The organism is Actinomycetospora aeridis (assembly GCF_037400275.1).
Classification (GTDB): domain Bacteria; phylum Actinomycetota; class Actinomycetes; order Mycobacteriales; family Pseudonocardiaceae; genus Actinomycetospora; species Actinomycetospora aeridis.
On sequence record NZ_JBBEGL010000013.1, the window covers coordinates 61,558 to 77,158 of the forward strand.

General features: G+C 72.7%; 16 protein-coding genes. 9 read left to right on the top strand and 7 right to left on the bottom strand.

The annotated features are described in order from the left end of the window. The first annotated feature begins 76 nt into the window (after positions 1-76). The 6 genes from recA to WCD41_RS28605 all read left to right on the top strand — a co-directional run bounded on the left by recA (position 77) and on the right by WCD41_RS28605 (position 6,415). Positions 77-1,117, top strand: a complete 1,041-nt coding sequence (gene recA, locus WCD41_RS28580) for a recombinase RecA (RefSeq protein WP_337718642.1) — start codon at positions 77-79, stop codon at positions 1,115-1,117. A 4-nt stretch (positions 1,118-1,121) separates the two neighbouring features. Continuing rightward, a complete protein-coding gene (locus tag WCD41_RS28585) occupies positions 1,122-1,763 on the top strand; it encodes a regulatory protein RecX (RefSeq protein ID WP_337718643.1) in 642 nt (213 codons plus the stop codon). A gap of 272 nt (positions 1,764-2,035) precedes the next feature. Further along, on the top strand, positions 2,036-2,872 hold the full coding sequence (gene sdhC, locus WCD41_RS28590) for a succinate dehydrogenase subunit SdhC (protein ID WP_337718644.1): 837 nt from the start codon (positions 2,036-2,038) through the stop codon (positions 2,870-2,872). After that, positions 2,872-4,878, top strand: a complete 2,007-nt coding sequence (locus WCD41_RS28595; RefSeq protein WP_337718645.1) for a fumarate reductase/succinate dehydrogenase flavoprotein subunit — start codon at positions 2,872-2,874, stop codon at positions 4,876-4,878. The genes sdhC and WCD41_RS28595 overlap by 1 nt, the downstream gene beginning before the upstream one ends. Positions 4,879-4,880: 2 nt before the next feature. Next, on the top strand, positions 4,881-5,735 hold the full coding sequence (locus WCD41_RS28600) for a succinate dehydrogenase/fumarate reductase iron-sulfur subunit (RefSeq protein WP_337718646.1): 855 nt from the start codon (positions 4,881-4,883) through the stop codon (positions 5,733-5,735). 131 nt (positions 5,736-5,866) lie between these two features. Continuing rightward, entirely contained in the window at positions 5,867-6,415 is a 549-nt protein-coding gene (locus tag WCD41_RS28605; RefSeq protein ID WP_337718647.1) for a pyridoxamine 5'-phosphate oxidase family protein, read from the top strand. Here WCD41_RS28605 and WCD41_RS28610 read toward each other — a convergent pair. From WCD41_RS28610 to WCD41_RS28635, 6 genes are all read right to left on the bottom strand, one after another. Next, positions 6,412-6,900 (bottom strand): DUF3592 domain-containing protein, encoded by a 489-nt coding sequence (locus WCD41_RS28610; protein WP_337718648.1) that lies wholly within the window; start codon positions 6,898-6,900, stop codon positions 6,412-6,414. The two genes, WCD41_RS28605 and WCD41_RS28610, sit on opposite strands and share 4 nt — an antisense overlap. An 85-nt stretch (positions 6,901-6,985) precedes the next feature. Beyond that, positions 6,986-7,513, bottom strand: a complete 528-nt coding sequence (locus tag WCD41_RS28615; protein ID WP_337718649.1) for a GNAT family N-acetyltransferase — start codon at positions 7,511-7,513, stop codon at positions 6,986-6,988. Continuing rightward, positions 7,510-8,367, bottom strand: coding sequence for an amino acid ABC transporter permease (locus tag WCD41_RS28620; protein WP_337718650.1), 858 nt, complete (start codon positions 8,365-8,367; stop codon positions 7,510-7,512). The genes WCD41_RS28615 and WCD41_RS28620 overlap by 4 nt, the downstream gene beginning before the upstream one ends. Next, on the bottom strand, positions 8,364-9,008 hold the full coding sequence (locus tag WCD41_RS28625) for an amino acid ABC transporter permease (protein ID WP_337718651.1): 645 nt from the start codon (positions 9,006-9,008) through the stop codon (positions 8,364-8,366). Before WCD41_RS28625 ends, WCD41_RS28620 begins: the two co-directional genes overlap by 4 nt. An 84-nt stretch (positions 9,009-9,092) precedes the next feature. Next, positions 9,093-9,989 carry a glutamate ABC transporter substrate-binding protein gene (locus tag WCD41_RS28630; RefSeq protein WP_337718652.1) on the bottom strand — a complete coding sequence of 299 codons (897 nt, stop codon included), beginning with the start codon at positions 9,987-9,989 and terminating at the stop codon, positions 9,093-9,095. A 31-nt stretch (positions 9,990-10,020) separates the two neighbouring features. Then, positions 10,021-10,749 (bottom strand): amino acid ABC transporter ATP-binding protein, encoded by a 729-nt coding sequence (locus WCD41_RS28635; RefSeq protein WP_337718686.1) that lies wholly within the window; start codon positions 10,747-10,749, stop codon positions 10,021-10,023. 199 nt (positions 10,750-10,948) lie between these two features. Here WCD41_RS28635 and WCD41_RS28640 point away from each other — a divergent pair, with 199 nt between their 5' ends. Beyond that, positions 10,949-11,623 (top strand): response regulator transcription factor, encoded by a 675-nt coding sequence (locus tag WCD41_RS28640; RefSeq protein WP_337718653.1) that lies wholly within the window; start codon positions 10,949-10,951, stop codon positions 11,621-11,623. 3 nt (positions 11,624-11,626) lie between these two features. After that, the gene (locus WCD41_RS28645; protein ID WP_337718654.1) at positions 11,627-13,147 is read left to right on the top strand and encodes a sensor histidine kinase; all 1,521 of its coding nucleotides are present in this window, start codon (positions 11,627-11,629) and stop codon (positions 13,145-13,147) included. Here WCD41_RS28645 and WCD41_RS28650 read toward each other — a convergent pair. After that, on the bottom strand, positions 13,123-14,097 hold the full coding sequence (locus WCD41_RS28650) for a TAXI family TRAP transporter solute-binding subunit (RefSeq protein WP_337718655.1): 975 nt from the start codon (positions 14,095-14,097) through the stop codon (positions 13,123-13,125). The two genes, WCD41_RS28645 and WCD41_RS28650, sit on opposite strands and share 25 nt — an antisense overlap. Before the next feature lie 82 nt (positions 14,098-14,179). Here WCD41_RS28650 and WCD41_RS28655 point away from each other — a divergent pair, with 82 nt between their 5' ends. Beyond that, positions 14,180-15,595, top strand: a complete 1,416-nt coding sequence (locus WCD41_RS28655; protein WP_373695213.1) for an APC family permease — start codon at positions 14,180-14,182, stop codon at positions 15,593-15,595. Positions 15,596-15,601 lie beyond the last annotated feature (6 nt).

Genomic DNA, 15,601 nt, shown 5'->3' on the forward strand with positions numbered 1-15,601 from the left:
TCGGACCCACCGCCTAGCGTCGGCGCCCGAGAGTCAGACCCCTGACACCCCCACGATCGAGCAAGGTGACATCCCCATGGCACAGGCACCGGATCGCGACAAGGCGCTCGAGCTCGCCCTCGCCCAGATCGACAAGCAGTTCGGCAAGGGCTCGGTCATGCGGTTGGGGGACGAGGGCCGGGCGCCGGTCAACATCATCCCCACCGGCTCGATCGCGCTCGACGTGGCGCTCGGCGTCGGCGGCCTGCCGCGCGGGCGCGTCGTCGAGATCTACGGCCCGGAGTCCTCGGGCAAGACGACCGTGACGCTGCACGCCGTGGCCAACGCCCAGGCCCAGGGCGGCATCGCCGCGTTCATCGACGCCGAGCACGCGCTCGACCCGGAGTACGCCAAGGCCCTCGGTGTCGACACCGACGCGCTGCTGGTCTCGCAGCCGGATACCGGTGAGCAGGCGCTCGAGATCATGGACATGCTGATCCGCTCGAACGCGCTCGACGTCATCGTGGTCGACTCCGTGGCCGCCCTCGTGCCGCGCGCCGAGATCGAGGGCGACATGGGCGACAGCCACGTCGGCCTCCAGGCCCGGCTGATGAGCCAGGCGCTGCGCAAGATCACGGGTGCGCTGCACGCCTCGGGCACCACGGCGATCTTCATCAACCAGCTGCGCGAGAAGGTCGGCGTCATGTTCGGCTCGCCGGAGACCACCACGGGTGGCAAGGCGCTGAAGTTCTACGCCTCGGTCCGGCTCGACATCCGCCGCATCGAGACGCTCAAGGACGGCTCCGACGCGGTCGGCAACCGCACGCGGGTCAAGGTCGTGAAGAACAAGGTCGCCCCGCCGTTCAAGCAGGCCGAGTTCGACATGATCTACGGGCACGGCATCTCGAAGGAGGGCTCGCTGATCGACATGGGTGTGGAGCAGGCGATCGTCCGCAAGTCGGGGGCCTGGTACACCTACGAGGGCGACCAGCTGGGGCAGGGCAAGGAGAACGCCCGCAAGTTCCTCCGGGACAACCCGGACGTGGCGCTGGAGATCGAGAAGCGCATCAAGGAGAAGCTCGGCATCGGCCCCAAGCTCGACGCCGACGACAGCGCCCCCGCCCCGGTCGACTTCTGAGCCGGTGGTCGGCCAGCACGGGGTCGGGCGGCGCCGGACGTCGCGGGGGCGCGCCCCGGAGCCGCCCGACCCCGACGGGCACGATCCACGGGCCGACCCGACCGCCGACCCCGAGTCCGTCGCCCGCACCATCTGCCTGAACCTGCTCACCACCCGTGCCCGTTCCCGCGCGGAGCTCGCCGACGCGCTGGCGCGCAAGGACGTCCCCGACGACGTCGCCGGCCGCGTGCTCGACCGGCTCGCCCGGGCCAAGCTCGTCGACGACGCCGCGTTCGCCGAGCAGTGGGTGTCCTCGCGGCACCGCCACCAAGGGCTGGGCAAGCGCGCGCTCGCCGGCGAGCTCCACCGCAAGGGCGTCGAGCGCGAGACGGCGGCCACGGCGGTCGACGAGATCAGCCGCGACGACGAGCAGGCGCGCGCCCGGGCGCTGGTCGACCGGCGGCTGCCGTCGCTCGCCCGCCACGACGACGCCGTGGCCGCGCGGCGGCTGGTCGGGATGCTGGCCCGGAAGGGCTACGACGCCGGGGTCGCCTACACCGTCGTGCGCGAGGCGCTCGCGGAGCGGTCGGCTCCGGAGGGTGAGGACGACGCCGGTGCCGTGGCGGACCTGTTGGCGGGCGCCGAGCCGGACCCCGACGACGGCTGACGCCCGTCCGGTCGCGCCCCGTCACGCGCCCGTGTGCTCGGCGGACGCCGCTGGTGGATCGGTCCCGATCACCGAAGTGGCCATCGTCACGCCGCGGCACCGGGGTGACCCGGGCGACATCCGAGATTGACGCGTCGTAGTGTGCGGCGCACCACAGAGCGTGGCGTCCGCGGGGTTCCGCACCGACACGGGCCGGTCCGGCCGATGTCGCGACCCGTCGGCGCCGCGCGTCGCCGCCGACGAGGACCACCCACCAGGACAGGACCGGTGCCGTGACCACCACACACGACTCCGGGACGTACCGGCCGCCGGCGCCGGGACGCCCCGACATCCGCCAGCGCACCCTGCGCACCGACCGCTGGTGGCTGCCGCCGCTGGTGAACGCGCTGGGGCTCGCGACCTTCGTCGTCTACGCGACGATCCGGTCGCTGTGGGGCTCGGCGTACTACGTCGAGCAGTACCACTACCTCTCGCCGTTCTACTCGCCGTGCGTGAGCGCGTCGTGCATCCCCGAGGCGAGCCACCTCGGGCAGTGGTTCGGCGAGATGCCGTGGTTCCTGCCCTACGCGCTGGTGTCGCTGCCGTTCCTGCTCGGCTTCCGGCTCACGTGCTACTACTACCGCAAGTCGTACTACCGGGCGTTCTGGTCGTCGCCGCCGGCGTGCGCGGTGGCCGAGCCGCACTCGAAGTACACCGGGGAGACGCGGTTCCCGCTGATCCTGCAGAACGCGCACCGGTACTTCTTCTACGTCGCCTTCGTGATCTCGATCCTCAACACCTACGACATGGTGCTCGCGTTCCAGAGCACCGACCCGGCCACGGGGCAGACGTCGTTCGGGCTGGGGCTCGGGACGCTGATCCTGCTGATCAACGTGGTCGGCCTGTGGCTGTACACGCTGTCGTGCCACTCGTGCCGCCACGTCACCGGTGGACGGCTCAAGCACTTCTCGAAGCACCCCGTGCGCTACCGCGTCTGGACGACGATCTCGAAGCTGAACACGCGCCACATGCTCTTCGCGTGGCTGACGATCGGGACGCTGATCCTGACGGACTTCTACGTCATGCTCGTGGCGAGCGGCACCATCTCCGACCTGCGGATCGTGAACTGATGACCGACCCCGGAACCACCACCGCCTTCGAGGCGGCCGACGACGCCGGCACCGCGGACGCCCCGGTCACCCACCACACCTACGACGTCGTCGTGATCGGCGCCGGCGGCGCGGGCCTGCGCGCCGCGATCGAGGCCCGCCTGCGCGGCAAGCGGGTCGCGATCATCTGCAAGTCGCTGTTCGGCAAGGCCCACACGGTCATGGCCGAGGGCGGGATCGCCGCGTCCATGGGCAACGCGAACCCGCGCGACAACTGGGAGGTCCACTTCCGCGACACCATGCGCGGGGGCAAGTTCCTCAACAACTGGCGCATGGCCGAGCTGCACGCCAAGGAGGCACCGCAGCGGGTCTGGGAGCTCGAGACCTACGGCGCGCTCTTCGACCGCACGCCCGACGGCAAGATCAGCCAGCGGAACTTCGGCGGGCACAACTTCCCGCGCCTGGCCCACGTCGGCGACCGCACGGGCCTGGAGCTGATCCGCACCCTGCAGCAGAAGATCGTCTCGCTGCAGCAGGAGGACTTCAAGCGCACCGGCGACTACGAGTCCGACCTCGCGGTCTTCCACGAGTACACGGTCACCGAGCTGCTCAAGGACGGCGAGAGGATCGCCGGCGCCTTCGGCTACCGGCGCCCCACCGGCGAGCTGGTCTGCTTCCACGCCGCGGCGGTGGTGCTCGCGACCGGCGGCGTCGGCAAGTCGTTCAAGGTCACGAGCAACTCGTGGGAGTACACCGGCGACGGCCACGCGCTGGCCATGCGCGCCGGCGCGAAGCTGCTGAACATGGAGTTCGTCCAGTTCCACCCCACGGGGATGGTCTGGCCGCCCAGCGTCAAGGGCATCCTCGTCACGGAGTCGGTGCGGGGCGACGGCGGCGTCCTCAAGAACTCCGACGGCGTGCGCTTCATGTTCAACTACATCCCCGAGGTGTTCCGCGAGCAGTACGCCACGAGCGAGGACGAGGGCGACCGCTGGTACACCGACGCCGACAACAACCGGCGTCCGCCGGAGCTCCTGCCCCGTGACGAGGTCGCCCGCGCGATCAACAACGAGGTCAAGGAGGGTCGCGGGTCCCCCGCCGGCGGCGTCTACCTCGACGTCTCGAGCCGCATGCCGGCCGCGGAGATCACCCGGCGCCTGCCGTCGATGTACCACCAGTTCAAGGAGCTGGCGGACGTCGACATCACGGCCGGGCCGATGGAGGTCGGCCCGACCTGCCACTACGTGATGGGCGGGGTCGAGGTCGACCCCGACACCGCGGCGTCAGCGGTGCCGGGCCTGTTCGCGGCGGGCGAGGTCGCGGGCGGCATGCACGGCTCCAACCGGCTCGGCGGCAACTCCCTGTCCGACCTGCTGGTGTTCGGCTGCCGTGCCGGTGCCGGGGCGGCGGCCTACCTCGACGGTCTCGCCGAGGTCCCGAGCGTGTCGGACGCGTCGGTGGCCTCGGCCCGCGAGGACGTCGAGCGCCCGATCCACAATTCCGGCGGCGAGAACGCCTACACCGTGCACCAGGAACTGCAGCAGACGATGAACGACCTCGTCGGCATCATCCGCAAAGCCGACGAGATGGAGCTGGCGCTCAAGAAGCTCCACGAGCTGCGCGACCGCATCCCGCGGGTGGCCGTCGACGGCCGGCGGGCCTACAACCCGGGCTGGCACCTCGCGCTCGACCTGCGCAACATGCTCATGGTCAGCGAGTGCATCGCGATGGCCGCGCTCGAGCGGCAGGAGAGCCGCGGCGGCCACACCCGCGACGACTACCCGACGATGGACGAGAACTGGCGCCGCGAGCTGCTCGTCTGCTCCCTGCGCGACGGGGAGGTCCAGCTCGAGCACCAGGGGCAGCCCTCCATGCGCGAGGACCTGTTCGACCTGTTCGAGATGGACGAGCTCAAGAAGTACTACACCGGCGACGAGCTGGGCGGCCACCGCAGCGACGCCCCGGTCCGGAAGGACGAGGTCAACGCCGACGACCCGGGCAGCGAGCACTCCGGAGGGGGAGCGTAGGCATGGGCTACCAGGCGAAGTTCAAGGTCTGGCGGGGCGACGCGGAGGGCGGCGACTTCGTCGACTACCGCGTCGAGGTCGAGGAGGGCGAGGTCGTCCTCGACATCATGCACCGGCTCCAGGCCACCCAGGCCGGGGACATGGCGGTGCGCTGGAACTGCAAGGCCGGCAAGTGCGGGTCCTGCAGCGCCGAGGTCAACGGGCGCCCGCGCCTGATGTGCATGACGCGGATGTCGACGTTCGGCGAGGACGAGGAGATCTCGGTCGCGCCGATCCGGACGTTCCCGGTGATCCGTGACCTGGTCACCGACGTGGACTTCAACTACGCCAAGGCCCGCGAGGTCCCGGCGTTCGCGCCGCCCGAGGGCGTGGCGCCCGGCGAGTACCGGATGAGCCAGGTCGACGTCGAGCGCTCGCAGGAGTTCCGCAAGTGCATCGAGTGCTTCCTGTGCCAGAACGTCTGCCACGTCGTCCGTGACCACGAGGAGAACAAGGAGCCGTTCTCCGGTCCGCGCTTCCTCATGCGCTTCGCCGAGCTGGACATGCACCCGCTCGACGTGCGCAACCGCAAGGAGGACGCGCAGGAGGACGCCGGCCTCGGCTACTGCAACATCACCAAGTGCTGCACCGAGGTCTGCCCCGAGCACATCAAGATCACCGACAACGCGCTCATCCCGATGAAGGAGCGGGTCGTCGACCGGAAGTACGACCCGCTGGTGTGGCTCGGTAAAAAGATCTTCAAGCGCCAGGATCTCGAGCAGCGGGGCGCCACCGGCGCGCAGTCGCTCGAGCACCCGGGCCCGGACAACGGGTCCGCGCTCGACGCCGACCGGATCGGTCCGATCGGCAGCAGCTGACCCCGCATCCGGAGGGCACCGTGACGCGGTCGCGGTGCCCTCCGACGGGTCGCACGTGACGAGAAGAGCCCGTCCGTCCCGATCTGCCACGGTGCCCTGTGGACCGGTGGCCGGACGGGAGGGGAGCGCACGTGGACCAGGACGACGTGGCCGAGGTGATGGCCCGGCCGATCGCGCACGATCTCCTCACCGGTCCCCACCTGGCGCGCCTGGCCTACACCGCGCCCGACGGCGACCCGCGCGTCGTCCCGGTGAGCTTCCTCTGGCAGCCGACGCGGGTGCTCGTGCACAGCCTTCCCGACGACGTGAAGGTCCGCGGGCTGGCGAGGCGCCCCCGGGTCGCGCTCACGATCGACACGGCGGGGTGGCCTCCGCGCGCCCTGCTGCTGCGGGGCACGGCGCGGCTCGAGGCCGTCGAGGACGGTCCGCCCGAGGAGTACGTGGCGGCGTCGCGGAAGATCATCCCGGACGAGGGCTACGACGCGTGGGCCCGCAACGCCCGGGCGATGTACCGGCGCATGGTGCGCATCGCCGTCGAGCCGGACTGGGCGCGCCTGTTCGACTTCGAGACGAGCCACCCGAGCTCCGTCGAGGACCTGGCCCGGGCGGCGGAGTCCGTCCCGGTGCCGCTGCGCGACCAGTACCGGTCCCCGGCGCCCGGTCCGGACTCGGTGACCTAGGGCTCGCCGGCGGCTTCCTGCTCGCTGGGATCGGAGGTCCGGACGCCGAGGGCCGGGCCCAGGGTGACGAGGGCACTCAGCGCGACCCACGGCGCGAGGAACAGGGGCATCAGCGTCGCGAGCCACGGCCAGCCGTCGCTCGCGAGGGCGGCCCGGTCCGGCGCATCCGGATCCACGACGACGTCGACGACGGCACCGACCCCGATGTCCTCGCGGCGGGTGGCGATCTCGACCGGGACCGTCGCGCCACCGGGCAGGACGACAAGCTCGTCCGGCATGCCCAGCTTGGTGTTCAGGTCGACCTCGACGACCCGGGCGGAGACCGTCTCGCCGCGCGCCGCGAGCACCGCCGCGTCCCAGATCGCGGAGCCGCCCTGCCACAGCAGGTACAGGGTGAGGCCGACCAGCCCGAGCGTCACGACGGCCCAACCCACTCGCGCCCGGACCGTGGGCGTCGGCCCGGCCGGTGCCTCGTCGTCAGCCATCCGCCACCCCTCCCGCCCGATGCGTACGGAGAGTAGCAGGAGTCGGGCATCAGAGGGCTTTCGTCACCGCGATACCGCCCGATGATCACTCCTGGTGACGTCGCATCGCCACGCGCGGCCAGCGGTCGAGCCCGCGCGCGGCCTCGGCGCGGCGGATCGCCCGCAGCCCCGGCCCCAGCTCCTCGTCGGCGAGGGCGCGGAACCCGAGCCGCACGTAGTAGGGCGCGTTCCAGGGGACGTCGACGAAGGTGGTCAGCGTGATCGAGGTGCGGTCTCCGGCGAGGGCGCGCCCGACGAGGTCCTCGACCATCCGTGCGCCGAGGCCCCGGCGACCGTGGGAGGGGTGCACGGAGATCTGCTCCAGGTGCGCCTCGCCGTCGACGACGTCGTCCATGAGGTAGGCGACGGGACGGTCCGCGTCGGCGGCGACCCACAGCCCGCCCCGGTCGAGGGCACCGGCCAGCGCGACCACCGACGGCGGGGTGTCGTCGGCGATCGGGTCCATCCCGACGTCACGGAACACCGCGCCGGCCGCGATCTCGATCTGGCGCAGCACCTCGAGCTCGTCGGCGCGGGCGGGACGCAGCGTGGGCGCGGGCCCGCCCGGGGTCACGCGTCGTCCGGCCGCTCGGTCGGCGCGACCGTGAGGACGGCCGGGTTGCGCCGCGTCCGCCGTTCGAGCCACGACGCCAGGGCCGAGAGCAGCAGGCAGAGCGTGATGTAGATGACCGCCACGACCATCGCCACCGGGATCAGCGGCGAGCCCAGGGCGGCGTTCGACCCGAGGTACTGCGCCTGGAACAGCAGCTCGGGGTAGGTGATGAGGAAGCCGAGCGCGGAGTCCTTGAGCAGCACGACGAGCTGGCTGACGATCGCGGGCAGCATCGAGCGCACCGCCTGCGGCAGCAGCACGAACCGCATCACGCCCGACTTGCGCAGCCCGAGGGCGTACGCGGCCTCGGACTGGCCCCGCGGCACGGCCAGGACGCCCGCCCGGAACACCTCGGCGAGCACCGCGCCGTTGTAGAGCATCAGCCCCAGCACCACGGCGGCGTAGCTCGACACCGTGATCCCCGCCGACGGCAGGCCGTAGTAGAAGAGGAACATCAGCACGACGAGCGGGACCGCGCGGAACAGCTCGACGATCCAGGTCGAGACGGTGCGCAGCCACCGGTGGTCGGAGAGCCGGCCGAGGGCCAGCACCGCGCCGAGCGCCAGCGCGAGCACCGCGCCCGAGGCGAACGCCTGCAGGGTCGCGATCAGCCCGTCGACGAGGGCGAGCTGGACGTTCTCGTAGAGGATCCACTCCCACACCCGCGCGTCGAGCTGCCCGGTCGCGGCGAGCCGCCAGACGATGATCGCGAGGAGCCCGATGACGACGGCCACGGTGAGCGCGCCGACGGTGGCGTTGCGGGCCTTCGCGCGCGGCCCGGGGACGTCGTAGAGGGTGATCGTCGGGGCGCTCATCGGGACACGCTCCAGCGCTTCTCGAGCCGGCGCTGCAGCACCGTCAGGGGGATGACGAGGATGATGAAGCCCAGCGCGACCCAGATCAGCGCCATGAGGGTCGAGCCGCCCTGCTCGTTGATCGAGCGGTAGAACCCGCCGGCCTCGAACACCGAGAAGCCCGCGGCCACGGTCGTGTTCTTCAGCAGGGCGATCTGCACGCTGGTGAGCGGCGGCATCACCGAGCGCACCGCCTGCGGGAGCACGACGAGCGACAGGGTCTGGCTGAAGCCGAGCCCGAGCGCCCGTGCCGCCTCGGCCTGGCCGGCCGACACGGTGCTGATCCCGCCGCGCACGACCTCGCACACGAACGCCGCCGTGTAGAGCGAGAGGCCGACGACGGCGAGCAGGAAGAACGGCAGGTAGAAGAACAGCTTGGTGAACCCGAGCGCGAAGAAGAACAGCACGAGAGTCAGCGGCGTGTTGCGCAGCAGGGTCACGTACGCCGTGCCGGTCGCGCGCATCGCGGGGACCGGGCTGACCCGCATCGCCGCGAGGACCACGCCCAGGATCAGCGAGGCGATCGCCGAGAGCACGAACAGGCCGATCGTGCCGCCGAAGCGGGTCAGGAACTCACTGAGGTTGCCGAACAGGACGTCCACGTGTGCCTCCTCCGTCGGCCCGTGAGTGCTCGTCCGTGCCGGGACCCGGACGAGCACTCACGAGCGCGCAGCGCACAGAGCGCGTCAGTAGCGCTCGATGGGCGGGGGCTGCGGGGCCGGGGTGCCGGAGCGGCCCAGGGTCTCGTTGTAGAGCCGTGTCCAGGTGCCGTCGTTCTCGGCCTGCGCGAGCAGGTCGTTGGCCTTGTTCCGCAGCGCGGCGTCGTCACGGTTCATGCCGATGCCGTAGGGCTCCTCGGAGAAGGTCTGGCCGACGACGCGCAGCTGGTCGGGCGTCTGCGCCGCGTAGCCCTGCAGGATCGCGTTGTCGGTGGTGACGGCGTCGACCTGGCCGCCGCGCAGGGCGTCGACGCACTGCGAGTAGTTCTGGAACTCGACCACGTTCTGGGTCAGGTTCTGCTCGCGGACGCGCTGGATCGGCGTCGAGCCGGTGGCCGAGCAGACCCGCTTGCCCTGCAGGCTCTGGGGCCCGGTGATCGACTGGTCGTCGGCGCGGACGAGGAGGTCCTGGCCGGCGACGAAGTACGGGCCGGCGAAGCCGACGCGCTGCTTGCGGCTGTCGTTGATCGTGTAGGTGCCGACGTAGAGGTCCACGTCGCCGCGGGAGATCGCGTCCTCGCGGGCCGCCGACGGGATGACCCGGTACTCGATCTGCTCGGGGGCGAAGCCGAGGCCGGCGGCGACCATGCGCCCGATCTCGACGTCGAACCCGGTGTACTGCCCGGTCGTCGGGTCCTGGAGCCCGAGGCCCGGCTGGTCGTTCTTCACGCCGAGGATCAGACGGCCCCGCTGCTGCGCCGCGGCGAAGACCGGCGAGCCGGGGACCTGGACGTTCTGCGCGACGGGCGTGCCCGCGACCGGCTGGCCGCCGGGGGTGCCCTCGCGACCGCACGCGGCGCCGAACGCCAGGGCGAGCACCGCGAGGAGCACGCCCAGGGACCGGAGCGAGACGAAGCGCCTCATGACGGCTCCTTTCCGAAGATGCCGTTGGTGGCTAGTGGGTGAGGATCTTGCCGAGGAAATCGCGGGCCCGTTCCGTGGCGGGACGGGAGAAGAAGCTGTCCGGTGTCGTGTCCTCGACGATCTCGCCGTCGGCCATGAACACGACCCGGTGCGCGGTGCGGCGGGCGAAGCCCATCTCGTGGGTGACCACGACCATCGTCATGCCGTCCCGTGCGAGACCGGCCATGACCTCGACGACCTCGCCGACCATCTCGGGGTCGAGCGCCGAGGTCGGCTCGTCGAAGAGCATCACCTTCGGCTCCATCGCGAGCGCCCGGGCGATCGCCACGCGCTGCTGCTGGCCGCCGGAGAGCTGGGCGGGGTACTTGTCGGACTGGTTGCCGATGCCCACGCGGTCGAGCAGCGCGCGGGCCCGCTCCTGCGCCTCGGACCTCGACCTCCCCCGCACGCGGGTCGGCGCGAGCGTGACGTTGTCGAGGATCGTCATGTGGGCGAAGAGGTTGAACTGCTGGAAGACCATGCCGACGTCGGCGCGAAGCTTCGCGAGGTCGCGCCCCTCGGCCGGCAGCGGGACGCCGTCGATCTCGACGGTGCCGCCGTCGATGGGCTCCAGGCGGTTGATCGCCCGGCACAGCGTCGACTTGCCCGAGCCCGAGGGACCGAGCACGACGACCACCTCGCCGCGGGCGACCTCGAGGTCGATGTCGCGCAGCACGTGCAGGTCGCCGAAGTGCTTGTCCACCCCGGCCATGCGCACCATCGGCGTGCCGGAGGACGGCGGGGCCGGGTCCGGGGTCTTGTCCGCCATGTCCACGCTCCTGTCCGTCGTGCCACCGCCACACTCGGTGAACGGAAGGTGCCAGCGCCCTGAACGGGGCGTCCACGCTCTTGAGGAAGACTTAGGGTTCGGCGCCACCGACGTAACGCGGGGGACACCGGAGCCCGGGAGGAGGCCCAGCGTGCGCGTGCTCGTGGTGGAGGACGACGACCGCGTCGCCGCGGCGCTGCACGCCGCCCTGGCCCGCCACGAGATGCAGGTCGATCGCGTCGGCCGCGGCCACGCGGTGCTGGAGCGCCTGCCCGGGACCGACGTGGTGCTGCTCGACCTCGGGCTGCCGGACGTCGACGGGCTCGAGGTGTGCCGGCGCATCCGCGAGGCCGGCGACGTCCCGGTGATCGTCGTCAGCGCCCGCGGCAGCGTCGACGAGCGCATCCTCGGGCTGCACCACGGCGCCGACGACTACCTGGTCAAGCCCTACGACGTCGGCGAGCTGGTCGCCCGCATCCACGCGGTGCGCCGCCGGCGCGCGGCGGTCGCGCCGCAGGCCGCCGACCCCGTCACCGACCTCGGCGGCGGGGTGGTGCTCGACCGCGCGCGCCACACCCTGACCGTCGACGGCGGCGACGTGGCGCTCTCCCGCAAGGAGTTCGCGGTGCTGGCCCTGCTCGCCGACGCCGACGGGGCGGTGTGCACCCGCGACCGGCTCGTCGCCGAGGTGTGGGGACGCCGCTGGCCGGGCGCGGACCGCACCCTCGACGTCCACGTCGCGACCCTGCGGACCAAGCTCGGACGTCCCGGGATGGTCGCGACGGTGCGGGGTGTGGGCTACCGGCTCACTGCTGGTGGGGGCTGACCCGTGCGCACGCGGCTGCTCGTCGTCTTCTCGGTGCTGGTCGGGCTGCTGGTGCTCGGCCTCGGGCTGCCGCTCGCCGGGGCGTCGGCGTCGACGGCGACCTCGCGGCTGTTCGCCGATCGTCTCGGCGACACGACACGCTTCGCCGCGCTGGCACAGCGGGCCGTGGGCGACGGTGACGCGGGTGCGCTCGCGGCCGAGCTCGCCCGGTACGACGACGTCTACGGCATCGCCGCGCTGGTCGTCGACCGCGACGGGCGTGTCCTCGCGTCGTCGCGCCCCGAGGTGCCCGAGCCGGCCGCGCGCCGCGTCCAGCTCGCCCTCGCCGGGCAGCGCTCGGAGCCCCCGACACCGGTGTGGCCGTGGGACACCGCGCCGCTGCTGCTCGCCGAGCCGGTGCTCGTCGGCGGCGAGGTCCGCGGCGCGGCGGTGACGATCTCGCCGACGGGCCCGGCGCGGGCGGAGACGCTGCGCGTGTGGGCGGCGCTCGCCGCGGCGGGGCTGGTGGCCCTCGCGGTCGCCGCGGGGATCGCGCTGCCGCTGGTGCGCTGGATCCTGGCGCCCGTCGAGAGCCTCGACGCGGGCACGGCGCAGGTCGCGGCGGCCGTGCGGGCGGGGCGGGCGCCGCGGCCGGTCGGCGACGGGCGCGGACCGCCGGAGCTGCGGCGGCTGAGCCGGCACTTCGACCAGATGGCCGCCGGCGTCACCCACGCGCTCGAGTCGCAGCGCGCGTTCGTCGCCGACGCCGGCCACCAGCTGCGCAACCCGCTGACGGCCCTGCGCCTGCGGATGCAGAACGTCGCCGCCGCCCTCGCGGCGCCGGATGCCCGCGTCGACCCCGACCTGATGGACGCCCTGCGCGACGAGCACGGCGCGGCCCTCGAGGAGACCGATCGCCTCGCCGGGGTGCTCGACGCGATGCTCGCGCTCGCCCGCGCGGAGGGGCGCCCGGCCCAGCCGGTGCCCCTGCCGCTCGACCCGCTGCTCGACGAGCGGGCCGACGCCTGGGGCGTGCTCGCCGAGCACGAGGGCCTGTCGCTGCGGCGCCGCGGCCCGGGCGGTCTGGTCGCGCGCACCGACGTCGACTCGGTGGTCGCGGTGCTCGACGCGGTGCTGGACAACGCGCTGAGGTACGCGCCCCCGGGCACGGAGGTCGAGCTCTCCACCGCGCGCGTCGAGGGCCGCGTCGAGATCGGCGTCCGCGACCACGGCCGTGGCCTCGACCCGGCCGAGCTGGAGCGGGCCACCGACCGGTTCTGGCGCGCGCCCGACCAGCACGACACCGGTGACGGGCACGGCACCGGGCTCGGCCTGGCCATCGCCGCGCGGTCGGCCGAGCGGGCGGGCGGGGAGCTCGTCCTGCAGCTGCCCGAGGACGGGGGCCTGCGGGTCGTCCTGCGTCTGCCGCCGGCCACGGCGACGGACGCGGCGGGGGAGCGCGCGGACGCGGCCGCGGGGGAGGCGGCGGGGGACGTCCCGGATCCCGCCGGCGCGGAGGCTCAGAGCCCCTTGAACGCCCGGTAGGCCGCGACCGCGCCGGGGTGCAGGGCCACCGGCTGGGTGCCGATGGCCACGCGCGGGTCGATGCTGCGCCCCGCGGGGTCGGCGAGCGCCAGCGCGTCGCGGCGGGCGAGCATCGCGGTGACCAGCGACCCGGCGAGCGTGGCGGTCATGTCCGCGGTGACGAGCAGGACGTTGCGCACCGAGGTGGTGCTCACGGGGTCGGGGAGCCGGTAGGTGCCCGCCGGCACCGTGGTGACGTCGTAGACCGGGTAGCCGGTGCGCAGCCGGGCGGTCTCCTCGCCGAGGTCGAGCAGCCGGACGGGGCGTCGCCGCGAGAGCTGGTCGACCCCCGCCGTGGGCACGCCGCCGGACCAGAAGAACGCGTCGATCCGACCGCGCTCCAGGGCGGCGACCGAGTCGTCGAGCGCGAGCATCACCGCGTCCATGTCCCGCTCGGCGGTCAGGCCCACGGTCGCGAGCAGGCGGGGGGCGATGACGAGCACGCCGGAGTTGCGGGCCCCGACCGACACGCGTCGTCCGCGCAGGTCGGCGAGGCGGCGGATCGGCGACTCGGCGGGCACGACGACGTGGATCGCATCGTCGTGCACCCGGGCCAGCGCCTGGAGCGGGTGGCGCGGACGGGCCCCGTCGACCGCGCCGTCGACCGCGACGTCCGCGGCGCAGAAGGCGACACGCGCCCGCCCGGACACGAGCATCCCGACGTTGTCGACGGAGCCCTCGCTGGCCAGCACGCCGGTGGGGACGCCGGGATCGACGCCCCAGATGCCGGCCAGGGCGTCGCCGAGGCGCCGGTAGACGCCCTGCGGGCCGCCGGTGGCGACGACGACCGGCGTGGTGTCGGGCGGGGCGCACCCGATCCCGACCAGGGCAATCGTCCCGAATCCGGCAGCGCCCAGACCGGCGCCCAGACCGGCCCGCAACACCGTGCGGCGACGCAGGGCCGGGCTCATCCGCGCATCCTGCCAGTGTCCGGGGTGGTCGAGAGGGTGTCGAGAGGTGCACATCGGGGACGACCCGGGCAGCATGCGCTCCGTGCCCGACGACACGGCCGACGCCGCGACGACCGACGCCCCGAGCGGCGAGCCGAGCCTCGTCCGGGCGATCGGCCCGAAACTGCTCGTCTTCTTCATCATCGGCGACATCCTCGGCACGACGATCTACGCGCTGACCGGGACGGTGTCGGAGCGGGTCGGCGGCGCGCTGTGGCTGCCGTTCCTGCTCGCGTTCGTCGTGGCGTTCATGACCGCCTTCAGCTACCTCGAGCTGGTCGGCAAGTACCCGCGGGCGGCGGGCGCCGCGCTCTACACCCAGCAGGCGTTCCGCCGGCCGTTCCTGACGTTCCTGGTCGCCTTCACGGTGATGTGCTCCGGGATCACCTCCGCGGCCTCGGCCGCGCAGGCGTTCGGCGGGACCAACCTCGACGCGCTCGTCGGCGAGGTGCCCGGCTGGGTCACGCCGCTGGTGGTCGTGGCGTTCCTGCTGATGCTGGCCGCGATCAACTTCCGGGGCGTCGGCGAGTCGGTGCGCGTGAACGTCGTGCTCACGGCCATCGAGCTCCTCGGCCTGGCCATCGTCATCGTGCTGGGCGTCTGGGCGGTGATCAACGGCGCGGGCGACGCGTCACGGCTCACCGAGTTCGCCACCTCCGCGCCCGAGAGCTCGATCTTCTCCGAGCCCGCGGTGCTGCTCGCGATCTCGTCGGCCACCGCGCTCGCCTTCTTCGCGATGGTCGGCTTCGAGGACTCGGTGAACATGGCCGAGGAGACCGTCGACCCGCCGAGGACCTTCCCCCGGGCCATGCTGCTGGCCATGGGCATCACGGCGACGATCTACCTGGTCGTCGCGGTGCTGGCCTCGACGCTGGTCCCCACCGAGGAGCTGGCCGCCGCCGAGAGCGGCGCGCTGCTGCGGGTCGTCCAGACCGCGTCGCCGTCGTTCCCGGCCGTGGTCTTCGCGGCGATCACGCTGTTCGCCGTCACGAACACCGCGCTGATCAACATGATGATGGCCAGCCGGCTGCTCTACGGGATGGCGCGGGAGCGGATCATCCCGGACGCGTTCGCCAAGGTGCACCCGGGCCGGCGCACCCCGTGGCTCGCGATCGTCGTGACCAGCGCGCTCGCGATCATCCTCGTGCTGCTGCTCGACATCTCCGAGCTGGGCAGCATGACCTCGCTGCTGCTGCTCGCCGTGTTCACACTGGTCAACGTCGCGGTGCTGGTGCTGCGCCGCGACCGGGTCGACCACCGGCACTTCCGGGCGCCGACGGGCATCCCGATCGTCGCCGCGGTGCTCTGCGCCTTCCTCGCGAGCCCCTTCTCCGGGCGCCCGCCGAAGGAGTACCTGTTCGCCGGGATCCTGCTGCTGCTCGGCGTCCTGCTGTGGGGCGTGAACCGCGCGACGACGGGTCGGCGGGACGACTTCGACGCCAGCACGCTCGGCAAGTGACGGGCG